The organism is Streptomyces sp. NPDC020807 (genome assembly GCF_040641575.1).
Classification (GTDB): domain Bacteria; phylum Actinomycetota; class Actinomycetes; order Streptomycetales; family Streptomycetaceae; genus Streptomyces.
On sequence record NZ_JBFADU010000013.1, the window covers coordinates 32,677 to 52,491 of the forward strand.

Genomic DNA, 19,815 nt, shown 5'->3' on the forward strand with positions numbered 1-19,815 from the left:
TCGGGTCACCTCCGGCTGCTGCCTGTCACTTCCACGGTGACAATGCCCTCCCGGTCAGGGACGAGCCCGTCCGTTCCCCACCCGTGGAGACCGATCTGGGCCAGGCGCCCGGGTGGGGAACCGCTACGGCCAGTGCCGCGGCGGCGGCTGGGTGCTCGGACACCTCATCGACGGCACCCAGGCCGAATACGTCCGGTTTCCCTTCGCCGACCTCTCGGTTCATCCTCTGCCGAACGACGGTCCAGCGAAGTCGCGGTTCTCCTGTCCGACATCTTCCCCACGGGCTACGAGGTCGGCTTGCTCAACGGCCGGGTACGGCCGGGCGACACGGTCGTCGTGGTGGGAGCCGGCCCGATCGGGCTCGCCACCATCGCGACCGCTCAGCTGGACACCCCCGGCCGCATCATCGCGGTCGATCTCGCCGAGTCCCGGCTCGACGCCGCGCGCTCCATGGGCGCCGACGTCGTCATCGAGGCTGTCGGCGCCCCCGAGGCATTCGAACAGTGGACGCGCATGGTCCGACCGGGAGGCCACGTCGCCAACGTCGGCGTGCACGGCAAGCCCGCGGCGCTCCACTTGGAAGACCTGTGGATCAAGGACGTGACGATCACCACGGGGCCCGTGGACACGCATACCACTCCGCTGCTGCTGCGCATGATGGCGGCCGGGCGACTTCCCGCGGCGTCGGCGATGGTTACGCACCGCTTCGAGCTTGAGCAGATGGAGGAGGCGTACGACGTCTTCGCCGGTGCGTCCCGCACCGGAGCGCTCAAGGTGGTGCTGGGCGGCCCCAAGCACGACGAGGTCAGTGTGGTCGCCTGGGGCCTGTTGCGAAAGTGGATCTTGTTCGTTGATGATCACCTGTCGTGGGACGCGGTGATCTGACGAACGGCCAGTGGGTCCGGCTTGAACCGTTGCTGCCGACGGGCATCAAGCCGGGCACCGTCCGCAGGTGTGGACGCGGCGGCAGCTGACAGACGTCATACGGTGGCGGACCCGGACCGGCTCCCCCTGGCGGGTCGTGCCCGAACGCTACGGACCGTGGGACCGGGTCTACGACCTGTTCCGCCGCTGGCAGCGAGACGGGACCTGGGCCCGGATTCTCACCCAGCTCCAGGCCGAGGCCGACGCGAGGAACCTGATCACCTGGGACGTGAACGTCGACTCCACCGTCTGCCGGGCCCACCAGCACGCCGCTGGCGCGGCGAAACAGGGGACCTCCAAAAGGAGCCGCCCGGCGGCGTCTTCGTGGAACCGGCCGACCACGGGCTCGGACGTTCCCGCGGTGGGCTGACCAGCAAAATCCACCTCGCCGTCGAGCAGGGACAGAAGCCGCTGTCCGTGGTGTCACGGCGTGCTGCGGTTCCTCGTCGTGCTGGATGCTGTCCAGGTCGTCGGCGTAGTGCTCGATGGCCCGCCGGTAGTCCTGCACCCGGCGGTCGCTGCTGGTAGCGGCGAGCGTCTTCAGCAGCAGCCGTACCGCCTTACGGTTCTCACCCCGGTTGAGGAAGGCTCCGTGCCGGTCTTCCGGGGACAGGCCCGCGCCGCTCAGGGCACGTTCGTAGAACGGGACGGCTTCGCGCTCCAGGCCGAGGACATCGTGCACCCAGGCGGTCTGATGGGCGATCTCGCCGTCTGCCGGGTACTTCTCGACCAGTTCCACCAGCTGTTCCCGGGCCTGCTCGGTCTGGCCCTGCTCTCGCAGCCGGACCGCTCGTGCCAGCGCCTCGGCCTTGTCGTGATCATTGTCCATTGCGTCTACGGTGGCACACCGCCTCTGATCAGCAAATTCGCTCCCTGTCTCACCTGCCGAACCATTTCGCACGGTGCGCTGGTCGGCGGGAGGTCAGAGGAGCTGGACGGTCAGCGGGCCGGACGAGGTGCTGAGCCCGTTGGCGGTGGTGCACTGGAGGGTTTCCGTCAGGGCCGGGACGAGGGCGATCTCGACGGTGATCTGCGATCCCTGGAAGTCTCCGGACTGCACCTGGCCGGTGAGGACGAGTACGGAGACGCCGCCGGGGCGCAGGCTGACCCCGCCGGTGAAGGTGAACGCGGAGGCGGTCGTCTGGGGGTTCGACCAGGTGATGAGGCCGGAGCCGGACGAGTTGCCGCCGGTGCACGACAGCTGTCCTTCTCCCTGGAAGCTGATGCTTCCGCCGGTGTGCTGCGTGTCGGTTCCAGTGCAGGGCCCGACGGCTCCGGTGGCGGTCACGGCTGTCTGCCGCTGCGTCAGGGTCAGGCCGGGCTGGTAGGTGGCGGTTTCGTAGCCGGTGCAGAGCAGAGCGGCTGAGGCCGGCTGGGCGTTCGCGGCGGGCGCGGACAGCCCGGCCGTCAGCAGGCCGGCTGCTGCCGCGGCCACAGCAGCGTGGCGCCTGCGCGGGCGAGAGGTCGTGCGAGGCGTCATGAGCGTTCCTCCGACGGGAGTCTGGTGCGGCGGGGGCGGCGGGGTCAGGGCTGGATGGTGAGGGTGGTCTGCGACGACGCCGTCGCGACTCCGGTGGTGGCACAGGCGGTGGGATCGAGCGTGGGGAAGAAGGTGATCTGTTCCGCCTGATGGCCGGAGAACCGGCCGGCGGTGATCGTCCCGGTGCGGACGGAGGCGCTCGTGCCGTTGATGACGGTGATGGTCGAGGTGTAGGTGAACGTGCTCGTCTGCCCGTTGTCCCAGGTGAAGACCCGGTTCCCGCTGCCGGAGGAGGGAGTCGTGTTGCAGGACTGGGAGGGGTTGTTGATGGTCTCGCTGTACTGCGCGGAAAGCACCGTCGTCCCGACGGCGGTACAGAGCCCGGGGGAGGCGGCCAGGCCGAGCAGGCCCTGGTTGACGATCGTCGTCGCCTGCGGGGTGTTGGTCAGGGGCGGCGAGTACTGGCTCACCGACTGGCCCGTGCACTCGACCAAGGCCGACGAAGGGGCAGCGGAAGCGGGGCTGAGTCCCAGCGAGCCGAGCGCGCACGCGGCCCCCAGAGCCGCGATGCGCGCCGCATTTCGGGTCATTCTCATGGGTGAACTCCTCGGACTGCGTGCCACGGCGGGGCCTCCCGTCCGCGGCGTGATGTGAAGGTCCCTCGCAGCCTGGCAGCACCGAAAGGAGCACGTACAGGCAGAATTCAGGACGATATAGATGTGGTGGAGCGAGATCGTTGATGCTCCTGCATGTCACGTGCCTCTGACACACCCGCTGTGGGCCCATGGGGCTCATGGATCCGGCGTTGGGGCACCGATTCGCGGCGGTGTCCGGAAGGCGCCTGTCCCGGTGGGGATGCGGACCGTCAAGCTGCATATGCCTCGCCCACGACAAGAGGTGACGTCGACGCCTTTGCCGAACCGCTCCCCGATCTCAGTTCACCTACCGGAACGACCTCGCTCCGGGCGTCCACGGCCGTGACAGGCGACGCTCTGCTGGAGGGCACACACCAGGCCGATCGCATCGATGACCTGGCCGCTGCGGTCCCATGGCCCGCGGTCCGCATCGCCTCAGCCAGAGTGGGAGTCAGCGCGGCCAGAACCTCTACCGCCTCGCAGACGTGACGGCAGACTGTAGGAATCCCGATGCCGAACCCGGCGGCGGCTGGGCATAGGTGTCGCCGCACCACAGATGGGCCAGGGCCGGCGGAGCCTGACGGACCGGCGTGAGGCGGCGCCACCGGGTGCCGATCGCGCGGCGTCGAACCGTGAGATGCCCGGCGGGGTGGCTCCTGGTCGGCCCAGGCGACCTCGGTCGTGAACCCGTCCACCAGAAGCTTCATTGGTGCGCAGAGCCCGCCAACCGCCAGACCGCCGGCAGGTTGAAAAGAGCTCACTCGATCAGTGGCCACTCTGAAACAGCTCACTGAGCCTCTTCCAACCTGACGGCCAGACCCACGGAACAGGCCCGGTGGAGCGTTCGCAGCGCGGCGGCCGATTGCACTTCTGCCCGGCACCGACCTGCTACCGGCTGACAAGATCACTCACCGGTACGCCGTCAATCAGCGCCGAGGCCGCTGGAAAGCGGCGTACTATCGCGCTTTCGCACGTCCCGGTCGCGAGCATGTTCTGCCGGGGAGGAGTCATCGGGCTTCCCGGCGTCGTTGTGCGGCCCAGCGGGCGGTGGCGGGCAGGGTAAGTGCCGCCGTGGCGAAGAGAGCGGCCAGGGTGCTCCAGCCGGCGGTGCCGTTGGGGAGGACGAGCGCGGTCAGCAGGCCGGGGCCGAGGGCCTGGCTGACGGAGATCCCGGTCTGGTAGATGCCCTGGTAGGTGCCTTGTGCGTGTTCGGGGGCGAGGTCGTAGGACAGGGTCCAGCTGCCCGCTTGGGAGGTGACCTCGCCGAGGGTCAGCACGACGACGGCGCCCACGAGGATCACGGCGGCTGTGCCCGGTGTACGGCCGGCCGCACACGCGATCGCGATGCAGGCGGCCGCGACGAACAGTCCGCCGCGGCGGAAGGCCCGTGCGGCCTGGACCGTTCCCGTGATGCCGCGGGCGGCCCGGACCTGCAGGGCGATGACCAGGGCGGTGTTGACGACGAGAAGCCAGCCGACCATGGCCTGCGGCGCGCTGGTGCGGGTGAGGAGCCACAGAGGCAGGGCTACTTCGAGGACGACGTAGAGCGTGTTGACGACCGCGTTGAGTGCGGTGACGGCGAGGTAGGGCACGTCGCGAAGCGGGTGGGGCGAGTGGCGCTCGGCCCTGGATGCAGAGGTGTCCTGGCGGGAGGCAGCCGTGCCGGCTGTCCCGGGTGTCTGGGCGGGCGCCTGGGGGTGGGGGGCGGGGATCAGGTGCAGGGGGATCAGCGCGAGGAGGAACGCGGCGGCGCTCAGGCAGATCGCTCCCCGGTATGCCGTGTGGGTGTCGAAGGCGAGGACGGCGGAGCCGAGGGCGGCGCCCGCTCCGATGCCCACGTTGTTGACCGCCCGCAGCAGTGCCAGGGCGCGGGTGCGCCGGTCGGGCGGAAGGACGTGGGCGTACAGGGCGCCGCGTGCGGCGGCGTTGGCGCGGTTGCCGGCCGTGGCCAGGCAGGCCAGGACGAGGAAAAGGAAAAAGGACCCGGCGACCGCGTACAGGGCGATCGCGGCTGCTTGCAGCAGGTGCAGGAGGACCAGGACCTTTTTCGCGTTCCAGCGGTCGCACGCGCGCCCGGCGGGCAGGGCGGCGGGGATCGCGCACAGTCCCGCCACCGTCAGCACCAGCCCGACCTGCTCGACGGAGTAGCCCAGTCCCCGGGTGAACCACAGGGTGCTGACGGTCAGGAAGAGCCCGTTGCCGACGGCGTTGACGAGAAGCAGCGCGGCGAGCCCCCGCACGGCCGGGTCGCTGCCCAGCCGGAGAGACGGGGCGGGAGGAGCCGGTTTGGGCACCGGGGTGGTCCTGGAGTTCATGACCGCCAGCACACCTTCGGCCCGGCGCGCACGGAATGGATTTACTCTGGGGCTTAATGATTCGTTTCCGCCTGGAGCTGTCCGACCTGGCAGCAACCTCCTTCGCCTACTCCCCCCTGCAGGAGACCGTCCTCAGCCTGCGGATGTGGACCGGCCATGCACGGCGCTTCCCCGCCCTGCGCGACACCTTCGCGGGCCTGCGGCCCGTCTTCGACCGCCTCGACCACACCCTGCTGACCTCGCTGGTGGCCCGCCGCCGCTACTGGGTGCCCGATTTCCTCACCCCCCGGCCGCACACCTCGGCGCCGGACATCCGCCGCGAGCTCGACGTGCTGCGGGCCACCGACCCGGCCGTGGTGCGGCCCGGGCTGGAGCAGACGTTCCTGCCGCTGGGCGAGCCGGTCCCGGCCAGGCTGACCGACGCGTGGGACGCCCCGTCCCGCCTGCTCGCCGACATCGCCGACGCCCTGGAGGAATACTGGGAGCAGTGCCTGCGCCCCCTCTGGTGGCCCCGCGCCAGAGCCGTGCTGGAAGCCGACATCGCCCACCGCGCCCGCGTCCTGGTCGAAGGCGGCGCAGACGCCCTCTTCACCGGAATCAGCTCCCAGTTGTCCTGGACAGAGGGCATGGTCGCCGTCGAACGCAATGGCCCCCGGCCCTCTGCGCCCACCGACATCCCGATCGACGGCCGCCGGCTGCTGCTCACCCCCAGCTGCTTCGCGGACGGCGTCTCCACCATGCTCAGCTCCCAGGCCCTGCCGCACATCGTCTACGGCACACGCGGCCTGGCCACCCTCGCCGAACGCCCCGAACCACCAGCCACTTCCCAGGCGCTGGAACGGCTCCTGGGCGCCCCCCGCGCCCGCCTGCTGACCCTCCTGGCCGAACCCGCCTCCACCACCGAACTCGCCCACCGCCTCGGCGTCACCCCCGCCGCCGTCAGCCAGCACCTGTCCATCCTCACAGCAGCCCACCTCCTGGAACGAACCCGTCACGGGCGCCACATCCGCTACCGGCACAGCGCGCTCGGCGCCGCCCTGTGCGCACCCCACCTCGCCCAGGAATGATTCTCTGCGACATGCCCACTAACGCCAGAAAAGAATTAGTTGCAGACGATATCTATACATTGCGACTCCTGATCTCTTCTGCTTCGGGAGCTCCGTGTGAGACCGCAACCACGCCCGTTCGCCCTGGGCGCCGCCGCTGTTCTGACCCTCGTAGGCATCTGTCCGTCCGGAGCGGCGGCCGAGGTGCCGGATCCGGCCCCGGGCACGTCCGTGGTGACGGTCCGGACGGGCGGGGACCGCAGCGGTGACGCCTCGGTCGCGCCACTGGCCGGGGTGCGGCTGGCCCTGTACGCGGGGGAGAACGACCCCGACCCGATCGCGGAGGACTGGGCGCGGTGCACCTCGGATGCCGACGGTGACTGCAGCTTCACCGTGCCCTCCACCGCAAGCGGCCAGATCAACGAGGGCGAGCGTTTCTGGGTGGGCCAGGAGCCCGACGGAGTACCGCCGGGGTGGTTCGTGAATCCCTCGCTGCGCACGGGCAAGGGCAGTGGAAGCGGATCGGTCGAGTCGGACTACCGCTTCCGCACCCCGGCTCTGGAGGAGGGCAACACCTACTCCTCGCTGTCGGACTTCATGCGCAGCACCGCCTGGTCGGCCGTGCCGTACGTCGCTTCGACTGGCATCTGGCAGCAGTCCCGGGTGAATCCCGCACTGCCGGCGGCCTGCGGTCTGGACGTCGCGGTGGTGCTGGACCTGTCAGCCTCGGTGGGCAGTGCACTGCCTCAGCTGAAAGCGGCCACCGACCAGCTGACGGACACGCTGACCGGAACGCCCTCGCGGCTCGCCCTGTTCTCCTTCGACCGCAACTCGCCCAGCGCCGGAACCGCCAACCACCCCGACCTCGTTCCGGTCTCGACCAGGGACGGTGCGAGCGCCTTCAAGGACCTCTACGCGGACTGGGCGCTGGGGTCCGGCACGAACTGGGACCAGGGCCTGAACGCCGTGGCGCAGGCCGGACCGGTCTACGACCTGGTGATCGTTCTCACTGACGGCAACCCGACCCGCTTCAGCAAACCGTACTCTGGCGACGGCACCAACACCCACTTCGCCGACGTGGAAGGCGGGATCTTCGCCGCGAACGCGGTCAAGGCCAAGGGCTCCAGAGTCGTCGCCGTCGGCGTCGGCAACGGCGTGGAGGGCATCTCCGGGATCAACCTCAAGGCGATCTCGGGCCAAGAGGCGTTCGACCCCGCCAACCCCGCCCCCGAAACGGCCGACTACTACCAGACCACCGACTTCGCCGCGGCGGGCGAGGCCCTGCGCAACATGGCCCTCACCCAGTGCGAAGGAACGTTGTCGGTCATCAAGCAGCTCGTTCCCGAGGAAACCGAGGGCGAAGACGTCACCGGCGCCGCGCCGGCGGGCGCGGGCTGGCAGTTCGGCGCCACAACCACCACAGCAGGAGTCGGAGGACTGCCCGACACGCAGACCACGGTGGACGACGGAACCGGCGGCGTCGTCTTCACGCCCACCTTCCCCACCGGGGCGGCAGACGCGGACATCACCGTCACCGAGACACAGCAGCCCGGCTACGAACTGGTCACCCAGAACGCCAAGAACGCCGTCTGCACCAACCTCGACAACGGCCAGCCCGTCGAGGTCACCAACACCGGCGCAGCCTCCGCCCCCGCCTTCACCGTGGACGTACCACGCCTGGCCGCAGTCAGCTGCGTCGTCCACAACCGCCCCGCCCCCAACCCCACGCCGACGCCCACGGACCCGACGCCGACGCCGACCGATCCCACGCCGACGCCCACGGACCCGACGCCAACGCCGACCGACGTGCCAGGGGGCTATGGGGACGATGGAGGTTATGGGAATGAAGGTGGTGGGTACGGCGAGCAACTCGCACAGGCCGGGGACAGTCACGGGCCCTTGATGCTTCTGGCCGCTGCGGCGATGACAACCGCGGGGACAGCCTTGATCAGATGGCGGCTTCGCCGGCGCGGCAGCTCGATGCTCCGCTCTCACTAAACACCGAGCCTTCCCCGATCCAGCCAAGAAGCACAGCAGTTGGGCTGACAGCATGCTGAAGCCCCTGGTAGATGAGTTATCGGCCAAGAGAACCGTCTCCGCCAGGGGCTTCACATGCTTGTCTACCCGTCGGGTGTCGATGTCCAGTTCCCCGCTTCGCCACCTCGCGCAGCAGTTCCTGCGGCACCGCGCACAATCGGCTCCCTGTGGCGTCGTTTGAGCGCCGGCCGCCAGGCCCTGCTCACCTTCGCCCATCTGCGGAGAGGACACACCTGTGCCCAACTCGCGGCCGGGTTCAACATCGGCACCACGACGGCCCACCGCTACGTCACCGAGGCGGTCGAGCTCCTGGCTGCCCTTGCCCCGAGCTTGGCCGACGCGGTGCGGATCGCGTCGGCGAAGGCGTATCTGATCCTGGACGGCACCCTCGTACCGACCGACCGCATCGCCGCGGACCGGCCGTTCGACTCCGGCAAGCACAGGAAGCACGGGATGAACGTGCAGGTTCTCGCCGACCCCTTCGGTCGGCTGCTGTGGGCTTCACCGGCCCTGCCCGGCGCCGTCCACGACATCCGCGCGGCCCGCGAACACGGCATCATCGACGCCCTCACCGAGGCAGACATCCCGTGCTGGGCCGACAAGGCATACCGTGGCGCTGGTGGCACGGTCCGCATCCCGTGCTGGGGACGGTGGGAAGCCCTCTCCGCGTGTCAGCAAGCGGTGAACCGGTCCCATGCGAGGATCCGGCCCTTGTCGAGCCCACCCGCCGGAACAGCACCCACAACTCGTCCGGCACCAGTCGCTCCACGAGATCCGCCATGCTCGGATCAACGAACGATCACGCCAGAAGAAGCGACGTCTCAAGACTGGCAGCTCGCCTCTTTCCAGCGGTGGCGCTAGGTTCTCGCGCCCGGTGGCCCGGACGTCCCGACTCACGTGGCGGTGCAGTGGACGCTGAGCCTTGGGAGGGCTGCGCGTTGGACACCCGTCCGCAGTACGTACTTGACGCCGGCGAGTACATCCTGTCGGCCAGCCGGGTCATTGCCGCGGTAATGCCTGCAGAGATTCTGGTCGGGGGCTGACCGCGGCGGCACCTCGGCCACCTGCGCCCCGAGCATGGTCTGCCTGCCCTGGGGCGCCCGGTGGAAGGACGCTCACAAGGACATGGTGCCGAGTTCGCGGGCGATGCTCACGAGGGACCGGACCATCGGGTTGTCGGTGCCCGACCGCCAGACCAGGCCCCAACGCAGCGGCGGGGCGTCGTGGAGGTGCAGATAGGTGACGTCGGGGCGGAGGTGGAAGCGGGTTACCTGGGCGCCCAGGGAATGGATGGCGTCGCCCGAGGAAATGATCGCGAACATCTGGTCCAGATCCGTGGCCATGAAGCTCCGTTCGATTTTGCGGCCGCTGGGCGCGTAGAAGGGCATGAACGCGTCGTCCCAGTATTCGGGCAGAGGCGACGCGTCGCCGATCACGCCGTGGTCGGCGAACACCTCCGTCGACACCGACCGCCGGTCCGCGAGTCGGTGGTCACACGCCACCGCCGCGACCCGGGTCTCCTGGAACAGCACCGGACCCACCGTGAGATCGGGTTCCTCGACGGGCAGCCAGCACAGCAGCACGTCTATCTCGCCTCTGCGCAACGGCCCGAAGGGGTCGATGAAGCCGTTGTAGCGGATTCGTACGCCCCACTGCGGATGCAGCGAGCGGAAGGCGTCCCAGAAGGGCCTCAGCTCGTGTGCGTTGGACACCAACACGCCGATCCGCAGGATGTCTGTCTTGCCCTGCGCGGTGAGCCGGGCCCGGTCCACGCTTGCTTTGAGCCCTTGGAAGACGGGGAGCAGGTCGTGGCGTAGCTGCTCGCCGACCGGTGTGAGCCGGACCTGGCGGCTGGTGCGCTCGAAGAGTTCGGCCCCGATCGACCGTTCCTGTTTCTTGATCGCCTGACTGACCCTGGCCGCCGATACGTGCAGCCGTTCGGCCGTCCGTCCGAAGTGCAGCTCCTCCGACAACGTCAGGAAGATCTCGATGTCGCGCAGCTCCACGCGCTCCCACGCCCCCGTTTGCTCACGAACTTCGTCCCGATCAGCGGTGCATGATCAGGCGTTGATCACCAACTTGTCCACACCTGGTGCGCGCGGCGCGAACCCACGGTTCGCGACGGCTGCCGGTGGTTACAGCGACATCGTCCCGAGCTCGTGGGCGATGCGTACGAAGGCCCGGACCATCGGGTTGTCGTTGTCCGAGCGCCAGACCAGCCCCCAGCGCAGGAGGGGCGTGTCGCGGACGGGGATGTAGGTGACGTCGGGCCGGACGTAGAAGCGGGTGACCTGATTGCCCAGGAGGTGGATGACCTCCCCGTCGGCGACAAGCGTGTACAGCTCGTCCAGCGTCGTGACCAGGAACTTCCGTTCGATGGCACGGCCGCTGGGTGCGGTGAACGGAACGAAGGCATCCTCGAAGTAGTCGGGTTGCGGCCCGTCCGGCCCCACGATTCCGTGGTCCGCGAGAGCTTCCAGAGTCACCGACGAGCAGCCGGCCAGCCGGTGCTCGTTGGCCACCAGGGCGACCCTGGGCTCGTCGAAGAGTACCGGCCCCACCGTCAGATCGGGCTCTTCGACCGGGAGCCACGAGAGCAGCAGGTCGACCTCACCGCGCCGCAGCGGGGCGAATGGGTCCATGTAGCCGTTGTGGCTCAGGCGCAGGCCCCACTGCGGATGCAGCGAGCGGAAGGCGTCCCAGAAGGGCCGCAGTTCGTGGCCGTTGGTGACCATGAGGCCGATCCGCAGGATGTCTGTCTTGCCCTGGGCGGTGAGCCGGGCCCGGTCCACGCTTGCTTTGAGCCCTTGGAAGACGGGGAGCAGGTCGTGGCGTAGCTGCTCGCCGACCGGTGTGAGCCGGACCTGGCGGCTGGTGCGCTCGAAGAGTTCGGCCCCGATCGACCGTTCCTGTTTCTTGATCGCCTGACTGACCCTGGCCGCCGATACGTGCAGCCGTTCGGCCGTCCGTCCGAAGTGCAGCTCCTCCGACAACGTCAGGAAGATCTCGATGTCGCGCAGCTCCACGCGCCCCCACGCCCCCGCATGTTCGTTAACCCCAGGCTTAACCAGCGTTGCATGATCAACTGTTGATCGTCATCTTGTCCACACGGATGCTCGGTTCATGAACGTCGTCACCACCAAGGTGTCGCTGACCGTGGATGACATAAGCGCCTCCATCCGGTTCTTCACCTCCCATCTGGGCTTCCGCGAAGTCGAGTCGGCGGAGGGCTACGTCTGCCTGCGCCGAGACGACACCTCCGCCGAGATCGCCCTGTCCGAGCGCGACCCCGAGCTGCCGCCGCAGACCTGGCGGGGCCAGGGGCTGGCCGATCTGGCCGTGACCCTGACCGTCACGGACCTCGCCGGCGAGTACGAACGGCTGCGCCGCGAGGGAGCCGCCGTACATGGCCGCATCCGCCAGGAGCCGTGGGGCGAGCAGCTGTTACAGCTCACCGATCCCAATGGCGTCGTGGTCCAGCTCACCGAATGGGTGCCACCGGCCGGCGCTCCCGAACGCACTTAGCCGAAAGGTTTCAGTTCATGGACGAGACAAGAAGGCCGCAGCAGGCGGATCCACGCCGCTGGCTCATCCTGGTCGTGCTGTGCCTGAGCACACTGGTCCTGGTCATCGACAACATGGTGCTCACCGTGGCCATCCCGCCGCTCGCCGAGGACCTGGGGGCGAGTGCGCAGGACATCCAGTGGGTCATCGACTCCTACATCCTGGTCTTCGCCGGACTGCTCCTCACCGCGGGCAGCCTGTCCGACCGGTTCGGCCGGCGCCGCGTGATGGTCATCGGCCTCGCGCTGTTCGGCGCAGCCTCGGCGCTCGGCACCCTCGCCGACAGCCCCGGTCAGCTCATCCTTGCCCGGGTGCTGATGGGCGTCGGCGGTGCGCTGGTCATGCCGAGCACGCTGTCCATCCTCATCACCGTCTTCGACGAGGCCGAGCGGCCCAGGGCGATCGCGGCCTGGGGGTCCGTGTCCATGCTCGGCGTGGTGGGCGGCCCGCTGCTCGGCGGCTGGCTGATCTCCGCCTACTGGTGGGGTGCGGTCTTCCTGATCAACATTCCGATCGCGGCCCTGGCCATCATCGCGGCACTGGCCCTGATGCCGGAGTCGAAGGGGCCCTGGCGCAAGGCCGACCCGCTGGGCATGCTGCTGTCGGTGGCCGGGATGACCGCGCTGGTGTGGACGATCACCGAGCTGCCCAAGCAGGGCCTGGAGCGTACGAGCACCCAGGTCACGCTCGCCGTGGCGGTGCTGGCCCTGGTCGGATTCGCCGTCTGGGAGACCCGCACGACGCACCCGATGGTCCCGGTGTCGCTGTTCCGCAACCGGGTCTTCACCGGCTCCAGCCTGTCGCTGGTGCTGCTGACCTTCGCCAACGGCGGCCTGCTGCTGGTGCTGACCCAGTACCTGCAGTTCGTCCTCGGCTACACGCCCACCGAGACCGGCCTGGCCTTCACTCCGCTCGCCGTCGCCGCCCTCGCCTTCAACGGCATCGGCGCCAGCCTGCTGGCCAGGACCGGCACCAGGATCATGGTGGTCCTCGGGCTGCTGCTGATCGCGGCCGGGTCCGCCGCCCTCACCGGACTGTCCTCCGGTGACGGATGGGGGCTGCTGACCTGCGCGATGGTCCTGATCGGAGCGGGTGCCGGAATGGTGATGCCCGCGGCCACCAGCGCCCTGATGGGGGCCGTCCCGGCCGAGCACGCCGGTGTGGGGTCCGCGGTCAACGACACCATCCAGCAGGCCGGCGCCGCCCTCGGGGTGGCGGTGCTGGGCGCGGTCCTGTCGAGCACGTACACCTCCGAGATGCGGCAGGGCGCACCCGAGGCAGCCCGCGGCGCCGTCTCCGAGGCGCTCGTCGTTGCTGCCCGCACCGGGGACGCGGGGCTGGCCGCCGCCGCCCGCGAAGCCTTCACCTCCGCGATGTCCGCCACCTTCACGGTCGGCGTCTGCGGAGTACTGGGCGCTGCACTCCTGGCGCTCTTCCTCATGCGGAGCCACAAGGCCGAAGCCGCCGCGAACGAGGCCGCCGCGCAGGGAGCCGCCGCCGACGCCGGCCGAGCCGCGCCGACCCAGGACCAGTTCGCCCCAGTCGCCGGGCCCTGACCCAGCCTGACGCCCGACCGTCATCAGCAACAACGAGCTCCAGGAGAGCACCATGCGCAAGTTCGACACCCCCAGCGCCCCAACCGCCGTCCTGGACGTCGCCGCGGGACGCATCCGGTTCATCGCCGCCGACCGGACCGACACCACCGTCGAGGTCCTGCCCACGGACCCGTCGAAGGCCCGCGACGTGCGGGCGGCGGAGCAGACCGCGGTCGCATACGGCGCTGACGTCCTGCGGATCACAGCCCCCACGACGAAGAACCAGGTCCTCGGCAACTCCGGATCCATCGAGGTGACCGTCCACCTGCCCGCCGGCTCCCGCATCGAGGCGAAGACGGCCGCCGCCGAGTTCCACGCCGTCGGACGGCTCGGCGACGTCAACCTCGAAAGCGCGCAGGGCACGGTCGACCTCGCCGAGACCGCGGGCGCCCGCCTCGTGCTCCGGGCCGGCGACGTCTCCGTCGGCCGCCTGGGCGGCTCCGCCCACATCACGACACAGAAGGGCGACATCCGCATCACCGAGGCCGTGACCGGCACGCTCACCCTGACCACGGAGCACGGCGAGATCTCCGTCGGCGCCGCCCACGGTGTGTCCGCCTCCCTGGACGCCGGCACCGGTCACGGCCGGATCCACAACTCGCTCGACAACACCGGCGGTGCCGACGCCGGCCTGAAGATCCACGCGACCACCTCCTACGGCGACATCACCGCCCGCAGCCTTTGACCCGCCCCGCCATCCCCGACACCGGAACCGACGAAGGAACACGAACAATGAGCACCACACAGGACTACCAGGCCGCGGAACAGCTCCTCCAGCGGCCCGCCCGCCCCGGCGCGCTCGTCGTCGGCGACAAGGTCCGCCCGCAGTGGACCGACGGGGGCACCCGCTTCTGGTACGCGGTGAGCAACGGCACCGGCAAGCGGTTCGTCCTGGTCGACCCGGTGGCGGGCACCCGCGAGCCGGCCTTCGACCACGCGCGGCTCACCGCCGCGCTGGCCGCCGCCTGCGGACAGCACGCCGACCCCGAGGCCCTGCCCTTCACGGGCATTGCACTGTCGGCGAACGCCGTCGAATTCGACGCGTTCGGCGAGTACTGGCGCTGCGACCTGGCGGAATACATTTGCGAGCGGGCCGAGTTCACGCCGCCCGGCAGCCCGCTGGAGGTGACGTCGCCCGACGGGAAGACAGCTGTCTACCGCCACGGCCACGACCTGTGGGCCCGCTCCTTGTCCGACGGCAGCGTGTGGGCACTGACCGCCGACGGCGCGCCCGGCCACCAGTACGCCACTGGCCCGGAATGCACGGCCAACAGCACCTTGCTCCGCAAGATAGGCCTGCCGCACCTGCCGCCCGCGGTTGCCTGGTCGCCCGACTCCACCAAGGTCCTCACCCACCGCACCGACGAGCGCGAGGTCCGCGAGACGCACCTGATCGAGGCCAGGCCCGCCGACGGCGGCGCACCCCGTACTCACACCCAGCGGTTTGCCCACCCCGGCGACGAGCACGTACCGCGGGCCGAACTGGTCGTGCTGGACGTCACCGCGGGCACCGTGGTCCACGCGCAGGCCGAGCCGCTGCTCATGCCGGTGATGTCGCCCGTCGCCGCGCAGTGGGCGTGGTGGGCCCCGGACGGCTCGGCCGTGTACTACCTCGGTCGGCCCCGCGACCAGCGCACGCTCACCCTGCACCGGCTGGACCCCGCCACCGGCGAGGTCACCACCGTGCTCAGCGAGACCGGCTCCACCCGGGTGGAGCCCAACCAGTGGGCGTACGAGCCGCCGATCGTACGGGTGCTGACCGACGAGGTGCTGTGGTACTCGCAGCGGGACGGCTGGGGCCACCTGTACCGGTACGACCTGCGCACCGGCGCCCTGCTCGGTCAGGTCACCTCGGGTGAATGGGCGGTGCGGCAGATCCTGCACGTCGACGAGGCCGAGCGGGCGGTGTACTTCACCGCCTCCGGCCTGGTCGACGAGGACCCGTACCGGCGCACGGTGTGCCGGGCCGGTCTCGACGGTTCCGGTTTCGCGAGGGTCACGGACGACGCCCTGGACCACGTCGCCACCCTGCCGGGTGACCGGGCGTACTTCATCGACTCCGCGTCCACGGTGGACACCCCGCCCGTGACCACGGTCCGCGACTGGTCCGGGAACGTGCTGGTCGAGCTGGAGCGCGCCGACACCACCAAGCTCGCCGCCACCGGCTGGACGCCGCCGGAGCGGTTCCGCGTCAAGGCCGCCGACGGGGAGACCGACATCTACGGGGTGCTGTACCGGCCGCGGGGCTTCGACCCTGCCCGGCGCTACCCGGTCGTCGACAACGTCTACCCGGGCCCGCAGGTCAACCGCGTCACCCCGTGCTTCGACCCCGGAGGGATGGGCCTCGACGCGGAGCCCCTCGCCGCCCTGGGCTTCGTTGTGGTGGCGCTGGACGGGCGGGGCACCCCGGGGCGGAGCAAGACCTTCCACGACGCCTCCTACGGCCGCCTGGCCGACGCGGGCAACCTGGCCGACCACGTCGCCGCGTTGCGGCAGCTGGCAGGTACCCGCCCGTGGATGGACCTGGACCGGCTCGGCGTGTTCGGCCACTCCGGCGGCGGGTTCGCCGCAGCCCGCGCGATGCTGGACTTCCCCGAGGTCTACAAGGCCGGCGTCGCCCTCTCCGGCTCGCACGACGCCCGCTGCTTCAACGCTGGCTTTGTGGAGAGCTACGACGGCGCGGACGACCCCGAGACCTGGGCCCGCACCTCCAGCCTGGACCTCGCCGACTGCCTGGCGGGCAAGCTCCTGCTGATCCACGGCGAAATGGACGACCAGGTCCACCCGGATCAGACGCTCCGCCTGGCCGACCGCCTGATCTCCGTGGGCAAGGACTTCGAGCTGTTCGTCGTGCCAGGTGCCGAGCACACGTTCATCGACCACCTGGCCTACGTCCGCACCCGCTGCTGGGACTTCCTGGTGCGCGAGCTGATGGGCGAGCAGCCCCCCGCCTACCGCCCCGCACCGATCCCGATCGGCCCGGAGCTCCTCGCGGACCTGTTCGGCTGAGGCACCGGAACGCAAGCAGCGGGAGACAGCTCGTGGGGAGGCGATCCACCCCCACCTGCTCCGCCAGCTGGTCGCCGACTCCGGCGATGGCCGGTTCCTCCGGACACGCACCTGCACGGGGCCGCGCCGCGCACCTCGCTTCCGCTCCCCTCCGACGCCGGGCTCGCCGTCGCGGCCGCTGTAGGCGTTGACACGGCATAGGACCTCGTGAGGCCCTAGCGTCGCGCAGGCGAACCGCCCGCAGATTCTGGAGGGGCCGTCGCGTGGTGGCGGCCCCTCTGGTGTGCGTGGCGAGGGTGCCACCAGGGACGGTCGCTAGATTGCGGCGATAGTGAGGCAGGGGCAAGTGGGTTGCCCTCTGCGGAGGGTGATGTCACCCGGTCGGGCTACGCGGATCCGTCAGGGCGGCTGGTCCTAGGCCTGGCCGAGGAGGGCGCGGGCCTGGGTGAGGAGCCGTTCGGCGGTGCGGACGCTGACCTCGAAGCGCTCGGCGAGTTCGGCGGCGGTGATAGGCGTGCGCCGGCCGGTGGCGGCTTCGGCGAGCTGTACGGCGACGTCGGCGAGGTGGGGGTTCGGGCTTCCCTCGGCTTTCGCTCTGTCCGGGGCCGAGGGCCGTTGGCTGAGCTCGCTTCGCGTGCGGGTCCCCGGACCGGTGAGGGTCGTGGAGGACCGCTCGCCACGGTACGGGTAAGCGGTACAAGGTTGTCGGCATACCTGGGGTGCGAGGCCGATCCTTTGACGTGCTGGAGGACGCCAAGGCGTGGCTTCGCCGGGCGGCCACTGATGAGGAGCGAGGCGAGTTTGTAGACCCGCGCGACGGGTCCGTCACGCTGGCCGAGTACATCGAGACGCACTGGGCACCAGGGCGAGGCGGTGCTCCGAAAACCCAGGACAGTCAGGAGCGGAGGTGGCGTCTCCACATCGTCCCGCACCTGGGCCAGCTTCCGCTCAGGAGCATCGCCGCAACCGATCTGCGGGCGTTCATAACCAAGTTGGAGTCGACGGTCTCGTCAGTCGACTACCAGCGCGGCATCCTGTCCGAGCTTTCCTCCATCCGTCCGCGATGCCATCAGCGAGCGGAACAGGATCGCCGTCGTAGTCGGCCTGGGGTGCGGACTCCGCCAGGGGGAGGTCTTCGGGCTCAGTCCCGAGGACATCGACCACGGGCGCGGCCTGCTGCACGTTCGGCGCCAAGTGCAGGCGATTCACGGAAGGCTGTGCCTCGCCTTGCCGAAGGGGAAGAAGATCCGCACGGTGGATCTGCCCCCTTCGGTAGCCGAGGAACTCAAGCGTCACATCGAAGCGTTCCCGCCGGTAGAAGTGGAGCTGCCGTGGGGGAAGCCGGAGGGGGAGAGGAAGAAGTTCTCCCTGCTGCTCACCACGCGCTTCGGCAACGCTGTCGCGGTGAACACATGGAACACCTACACCTGGAAGCCCGCCTTGGCCAAGGCGGGCGTCATCCCTCCGCGCGCCGAGGGGGCGAAAGCCTGGCAGTGGGCGGCGGCTCCGAAGGACGGTTTCCATGTGCTCCGGCACACCTACGCCTCGATCATGTTGGAAGCCGGAGAGTCTGTCGTGACCCTGGCTCGGTGGCTCGGACACTCCTCGCCTGCGATCACTCTCGGTTACTATGCTCACTTCATGCCGGAGGCCGGCAGCAAGGGGCGCGGCACCATCGACGGTCTGCTTGGGGAGCGCAGGAGATCAGCTTGCTAGTCGAAACTCCCCAGTTTCTCCCCAGCGCTGTCGACCCGTGTTCCCGGCCTCTACGCTCCGGAGAAGCCTTCCGTGGATTGCAAGGTTGAAGAGATGGGTGACCTGGGAAAGTGTTGCAAGAGGTCGTAGCGACCCGCTATGTCACGCCCCTGCGTGAGGGTGGATCGCTCCCGGGGATCGTCGAGGCCGACGATCTCGGAACGTACGTCATGAAGTTCACCGGGGCGGGACAGGGGCGCAAGACCCTGGTCGCCGAGGTCATCTGCGGGCAGCTGGCCCGGCGGCTCGGGCTGCGGGTGCCCGAGCTCGTGACGATTCAGCTGGACCCGGTGATCGGTCTCTCCGAGCCCGACCAGGAGGTGCAGGAGCTGCTCAAGGCGAGTGGCGGGCTCAACCTGGGCATGGACTTCCTCCCCGGCTCGCTGGGCTTCGACCCGCTGGCCTACGAGGTGGACCCCGGGGAGGCCGGCAAGGTCGTCTGGTTCGACGCGGTGATCAACAACGTCGACCGGTCCTGGCGGAACCCGAACATGCTGGTCTGGCACGGCGACCTGTGGCTCATCGACCACGGCGCCACCATGATCTGGCACCACAACTGGCCGGGTGCCCAGGCCTCCGCGGCGAAGCCGTACGACGCCTCCGACCACGCCCTCGCGCCATTCGGCCCGGACATCGCCGCCGCGGCGGCCGAGCTCGCGCCGCTCGTCACCCGCGAGCTGCTCGACGAGGTGGCCGCCGACGTGCCCGACGAGTGGCTCGTCGACGAGCCGGGGTTCGCGAGCACCGACGAGCTGCGCGCGGCCTACGTCGAGGCGCTGCTGCCCCGCGCGGCCACCATCCACGAGCGGATCACCCTCGGCCCCCGTACCGAGAACCGGCCGCAGCAGCCGCCCGGCTGGCTCGCCGAGCGTCTCGCCCCCCGGCCGCACCCGGCCGAGCACCCCACCCAGAAGGACAGCACCACGTGACCGACCGCGATGTCTTCGAGTACGCGCTGCTGCGCGTGGTGCCGCGGGTCGAGCGCGGCGAGTGCTTCAACGCGGGCGTGGTCGTCTACTGCCGCGCCCGGTCGTACGTGGCCGCCCGCACCCACCTGGACGAGGCCAAGCTCGCGGCCCTCGACCCGGCCGCCGACGTGGCCGGGGTCCGGGCCGCGCTCCGCGCGGTCGAGGGGGTCTGCCTGGGCGGCGAGGACGCCGGTCAGGCGGCGCGCGACGACGCGGGGCGCCGGTTCCGCTGGCTGATCGCGCCGCGCTCCACGGTCGTGCAGCCGGGACCGGTCCACACGGGTCTCACCGCCGACCCGGCGGCCGAGGTGGACCGCCTGCTCGACCTCCTCGTGCGCTGAGCGCACCCGCCCCGGGACGGGGAGTGACATGGTGCACCCGGTGGGCCGTTGACACCGGGTGCCATCGCTTCTAGCGTCTCGTCCTGCGGTCGATACTAAGCGGTCGCTCATGTGCGGGACGCAGGAGCGGCGACCGGGAACGGCCG

Annotated in this window: 16 protein-coding genes and 3 pseudogenes; 12 read left to right on the forward strand and 7 right to left on the reverse strand. The window is 69.9% G+C overall.

What is annotated here, in order from left to right; all coding sequences use genetic code 11:
* Positions 1-124: 124 nt before the first annotated feature.
* Both AB0G79_RS19925 and AB0G79_RS19930 read left to right on the forward strand, forming a co-directional pair.
* Positions 125-885 (forward strand): annotated as a pseudogene (locus AB0G79_RS19925) (zinc-binding dehydrogenase); the annotation flags it as partial.
* Positions 886-952: 67 nt separating this feature from the next.
* Positions 953-1,294 carry a transposase gene (locus tag AB0G79_RS19930; RefSeq protein ID WP_360808115.1) on the forward strand — a complete coding sequence of 114 codons (342 nt, stop codon included), beginning with the start codon at positions 953-955 and terminating at the stop codon, positions 1,292-1,294.
* Between the two features lie 552 nt (positions 1,295-1,846).
* Here AB0G79_RS19930 and AB0G79_RS19935 read toward each other — a convergent pair.
* From AB0G79_RS19935 to AB0G79_RS19950, 4 genes and pseudogenes are all read right to left on the reverse strand, one after another.
* Entirely contained in the window at positions 1,847-2,359 is a 513-nt protein-coding gene (locus tag AB0G79_RS19935) for a hypothetical protein (protein WP_360808117.1), read from the reverse strand.
* Positions 2,360-2,448: 89 nt separating this feature from the next.
* Entirely contained in the window at positions 2,449-3,000 is a 552-nt protein-coding gene (locus tag AB0G79_RS19940; RefSeq protein ID WP_360808119.1) for a hypothetical protein, read from the reverse strand.
* Positions 3,001-3,458: 458 nt separating this feature from the next.
* Positions 3,459-3,667 (reverse strand): annotated as a pseudogene (locus AB0G79_RS19945) (transposase family protein); the annotation flags it as partial.
* Positions 3,668-4,046: 379 nt separating this feature from the next.
* Complete coding sequence (locus AB0G79_RS19950) at positions 4,047-5,354, reverse strand: MFS transporter (RefSeq protein WP_360808121.1); 1,308 nt, start codon at positions 5,352-5,354, stop codon at positions 4,047-4,049.
* Between the two features lie 56 nt (positions 5,355-5,410).
* On the opposite strand from AB0G79_RS19950, the gene AB0G79_RS19955 reads away from it, so the two are divergent.
* From AB0G79_RS19955 to AB0G79_RS19965, 3 genes and pseudogenes are all read left to right on the forward strand, one after another.
* Positions 5,411-6,421: a winged helix-turn-helix domain-containing protein gene (locus tag AB0G79_RS19955; RefSeq protein WP_360808123.1), complete on the forward strand. Its 1,011-nt coding sequence runs from the start codon at positions 5,411-5,413 to the stop codon at positions 6,419-6,421.
* Positions 6,422-6,604: 183 nt separating this feature from the next.
* On the forward strand, positions 6,605-8,398 hold the full coding sequence (locus AB0G79_RS19960; RefSeq protein ID WP_360808125.1) for a vWA domain-containing protein: 1,794 nt from the start codon (positions 6,605-6,607) through the stop codon (positions 8,396-8,398).
* A gap of 114 nt (positions 8,399-8,512) precedes the next feature.
* A pseudogene (locus AB0G79_RS19965) lies at positions 8,513-9,151 on the forward strand (transposase family protein); the annotation flags it as partial.
* A gap of 401 nt (positions 9,152-9,552) precedes the next feature.
* On the opposite strand, the gene AB0G79_RS19970 reads toward AB0G79_RS19965, so the two are convergent.
* Positions 9,553-10,443 (reverse strand): LysR family transcriptional regulator, encoded by an 891-nt coding sequence (locus AB0G79_RS19970; RefSeq protein ID WP_360808127.1) that lies wholly within the window; start codon positions 10,441-10,443, stop codon positions 9,553-9,555.
* Between the two features lie 129 nt (positions 10,444-10,572).
* Positions 10,573-11,463 carry a LysR family transcriptional regulator gene (locus AB0G79_RS19975; protein ID WP_360808129.1) on the reverse strand — a complete coding sequence of 297 codons (891 nt, stop codon included), beginning with the start codon at positions 11,461-11,463 and terminating at the stop codon, positions 10,573-10,575.
* A 97-nt stretch (positions 11,464-11,560) separates the two neighbouring features.
* Here AB0G79_RS19975 and AB0G79_RS19980 point away from each other — a divergent pair, with 97 nt between their 5' ends.
* Genes AB0G79_RS19980 through AB0G79_RS19995 form a run of 4 tightly spaced genes read left to right on the forward strand, consistent with a single transcriptional unit; the run spans position 11,561 to position 16,605 of the window.
* On the forward strand, positions 11,561-11,962 hold the full coding sequence (locus AB0G79_RS19980) for a VOC family protein (RefSeq protein ID WP_360808131.1): 402 nt from the start codon (positions 11,561-11,563) through the stop codon (positions 11,960-11,962).
* A 17-nt stretch (positions 11,963-11,979) separates the two neighbouring features.
* On the forward strand, positions 11,980-13,557 hold the full coding sequence (locus AB0G79_RS19985; RefSeq protein ID WP_360808133.1) for an MFS transporter: 1,578 nt from the start codon (positions 11,980-11,982) through the stop codon (positions 13,555-13,557).
* A gap of 52 nt (positions 13,558-13,609) precedes the next feature.
* Positions 13,610-14,281: a DUF4097 family beta strand repeat-containing protein gene (locus AB0G79_RS19990; protein ID WP_360808135.1), complete on the forward strand. Its 672-nt coding sequence runs from the start codon at positions 13,610-13,612 to the stop codon at positions 14,279-14,281.
* Between the two features lie 47 nt (positions 14,282-14,328).
* The gene (locus AB0G79_RS19995) at positions 14,329-16,605 is read left to right on the forward strand and encodes a DPP IV N-terminal domain-containing protein (RefSeq protein WP_360808137.1); all 2,277 of its coding nucleotides are present in this window, start codon (positions 14,329-14,331) and stop codon (positions 16,603-16,605) included.
* Positions 16,606-17,019: 414 nt separating this feature from the next.
* Here the strand turns inward: AB0G79_RS19995 and AB0G79_RS20000 are convergent, their stop codons facing one another.
* A complete protein-coding gene (locus tag AB0G79_RS20000; protein WP_360808378.1) occupies positions 17,020-17,337 on the reverse strand; it encodes an HTH domain-containing protein in 318 nt (105 codons plus the stop codon).
* A gap of 372 nt (positions 17,338-17,709) precedes the next feature.
* On the opposite strand from AB0G79_RS20000, the gene AB0G79_RS20005 reads away from it, so the two are divergent.
* From AB0G79_RS20005 to AB0G79_RS20015, 3 genes are all read left to right on the forward strand, one after another.
* Positions 17,710-18,321, forward strand: coding sequence for a site-specific integrase (locus AB0G79_RS20005; RefSeq protein WP_360808380.1), 612 nt, complete (start codon positions 17,710-17,712; stop codon positions 18,319-18,321).
* Between the two features lie 113 nt (positions 18,322-18,434).
* Positions 18,435-19,289 (forward strand): HipA family kinase, encoded by an 855-nt coding sequence (locus AB0G79_RS20010; RefSeq protein WP_360808139.1) that lies wholly within the window; start codon positions 18,435-18,437, stop codon positions 19,287-19,289.
* Positions 19,286-19,669, forward strand: coding sequence for a DUF3037 domain-containing protein (locus tag AB0G79_RS20015; protein WP_360808141.1), 384 nt, complete (start codon positions 19,286-19,288; stop codon positions 19,667-19,669). Before AB0G79_RS20010 ends, AB0G79_RS20015 begins: the two co-directional genes overlap by 4 nt.
* The last annotated feature ends 146 nt before the right edge of the window (positions 19,670-19,815 follow it).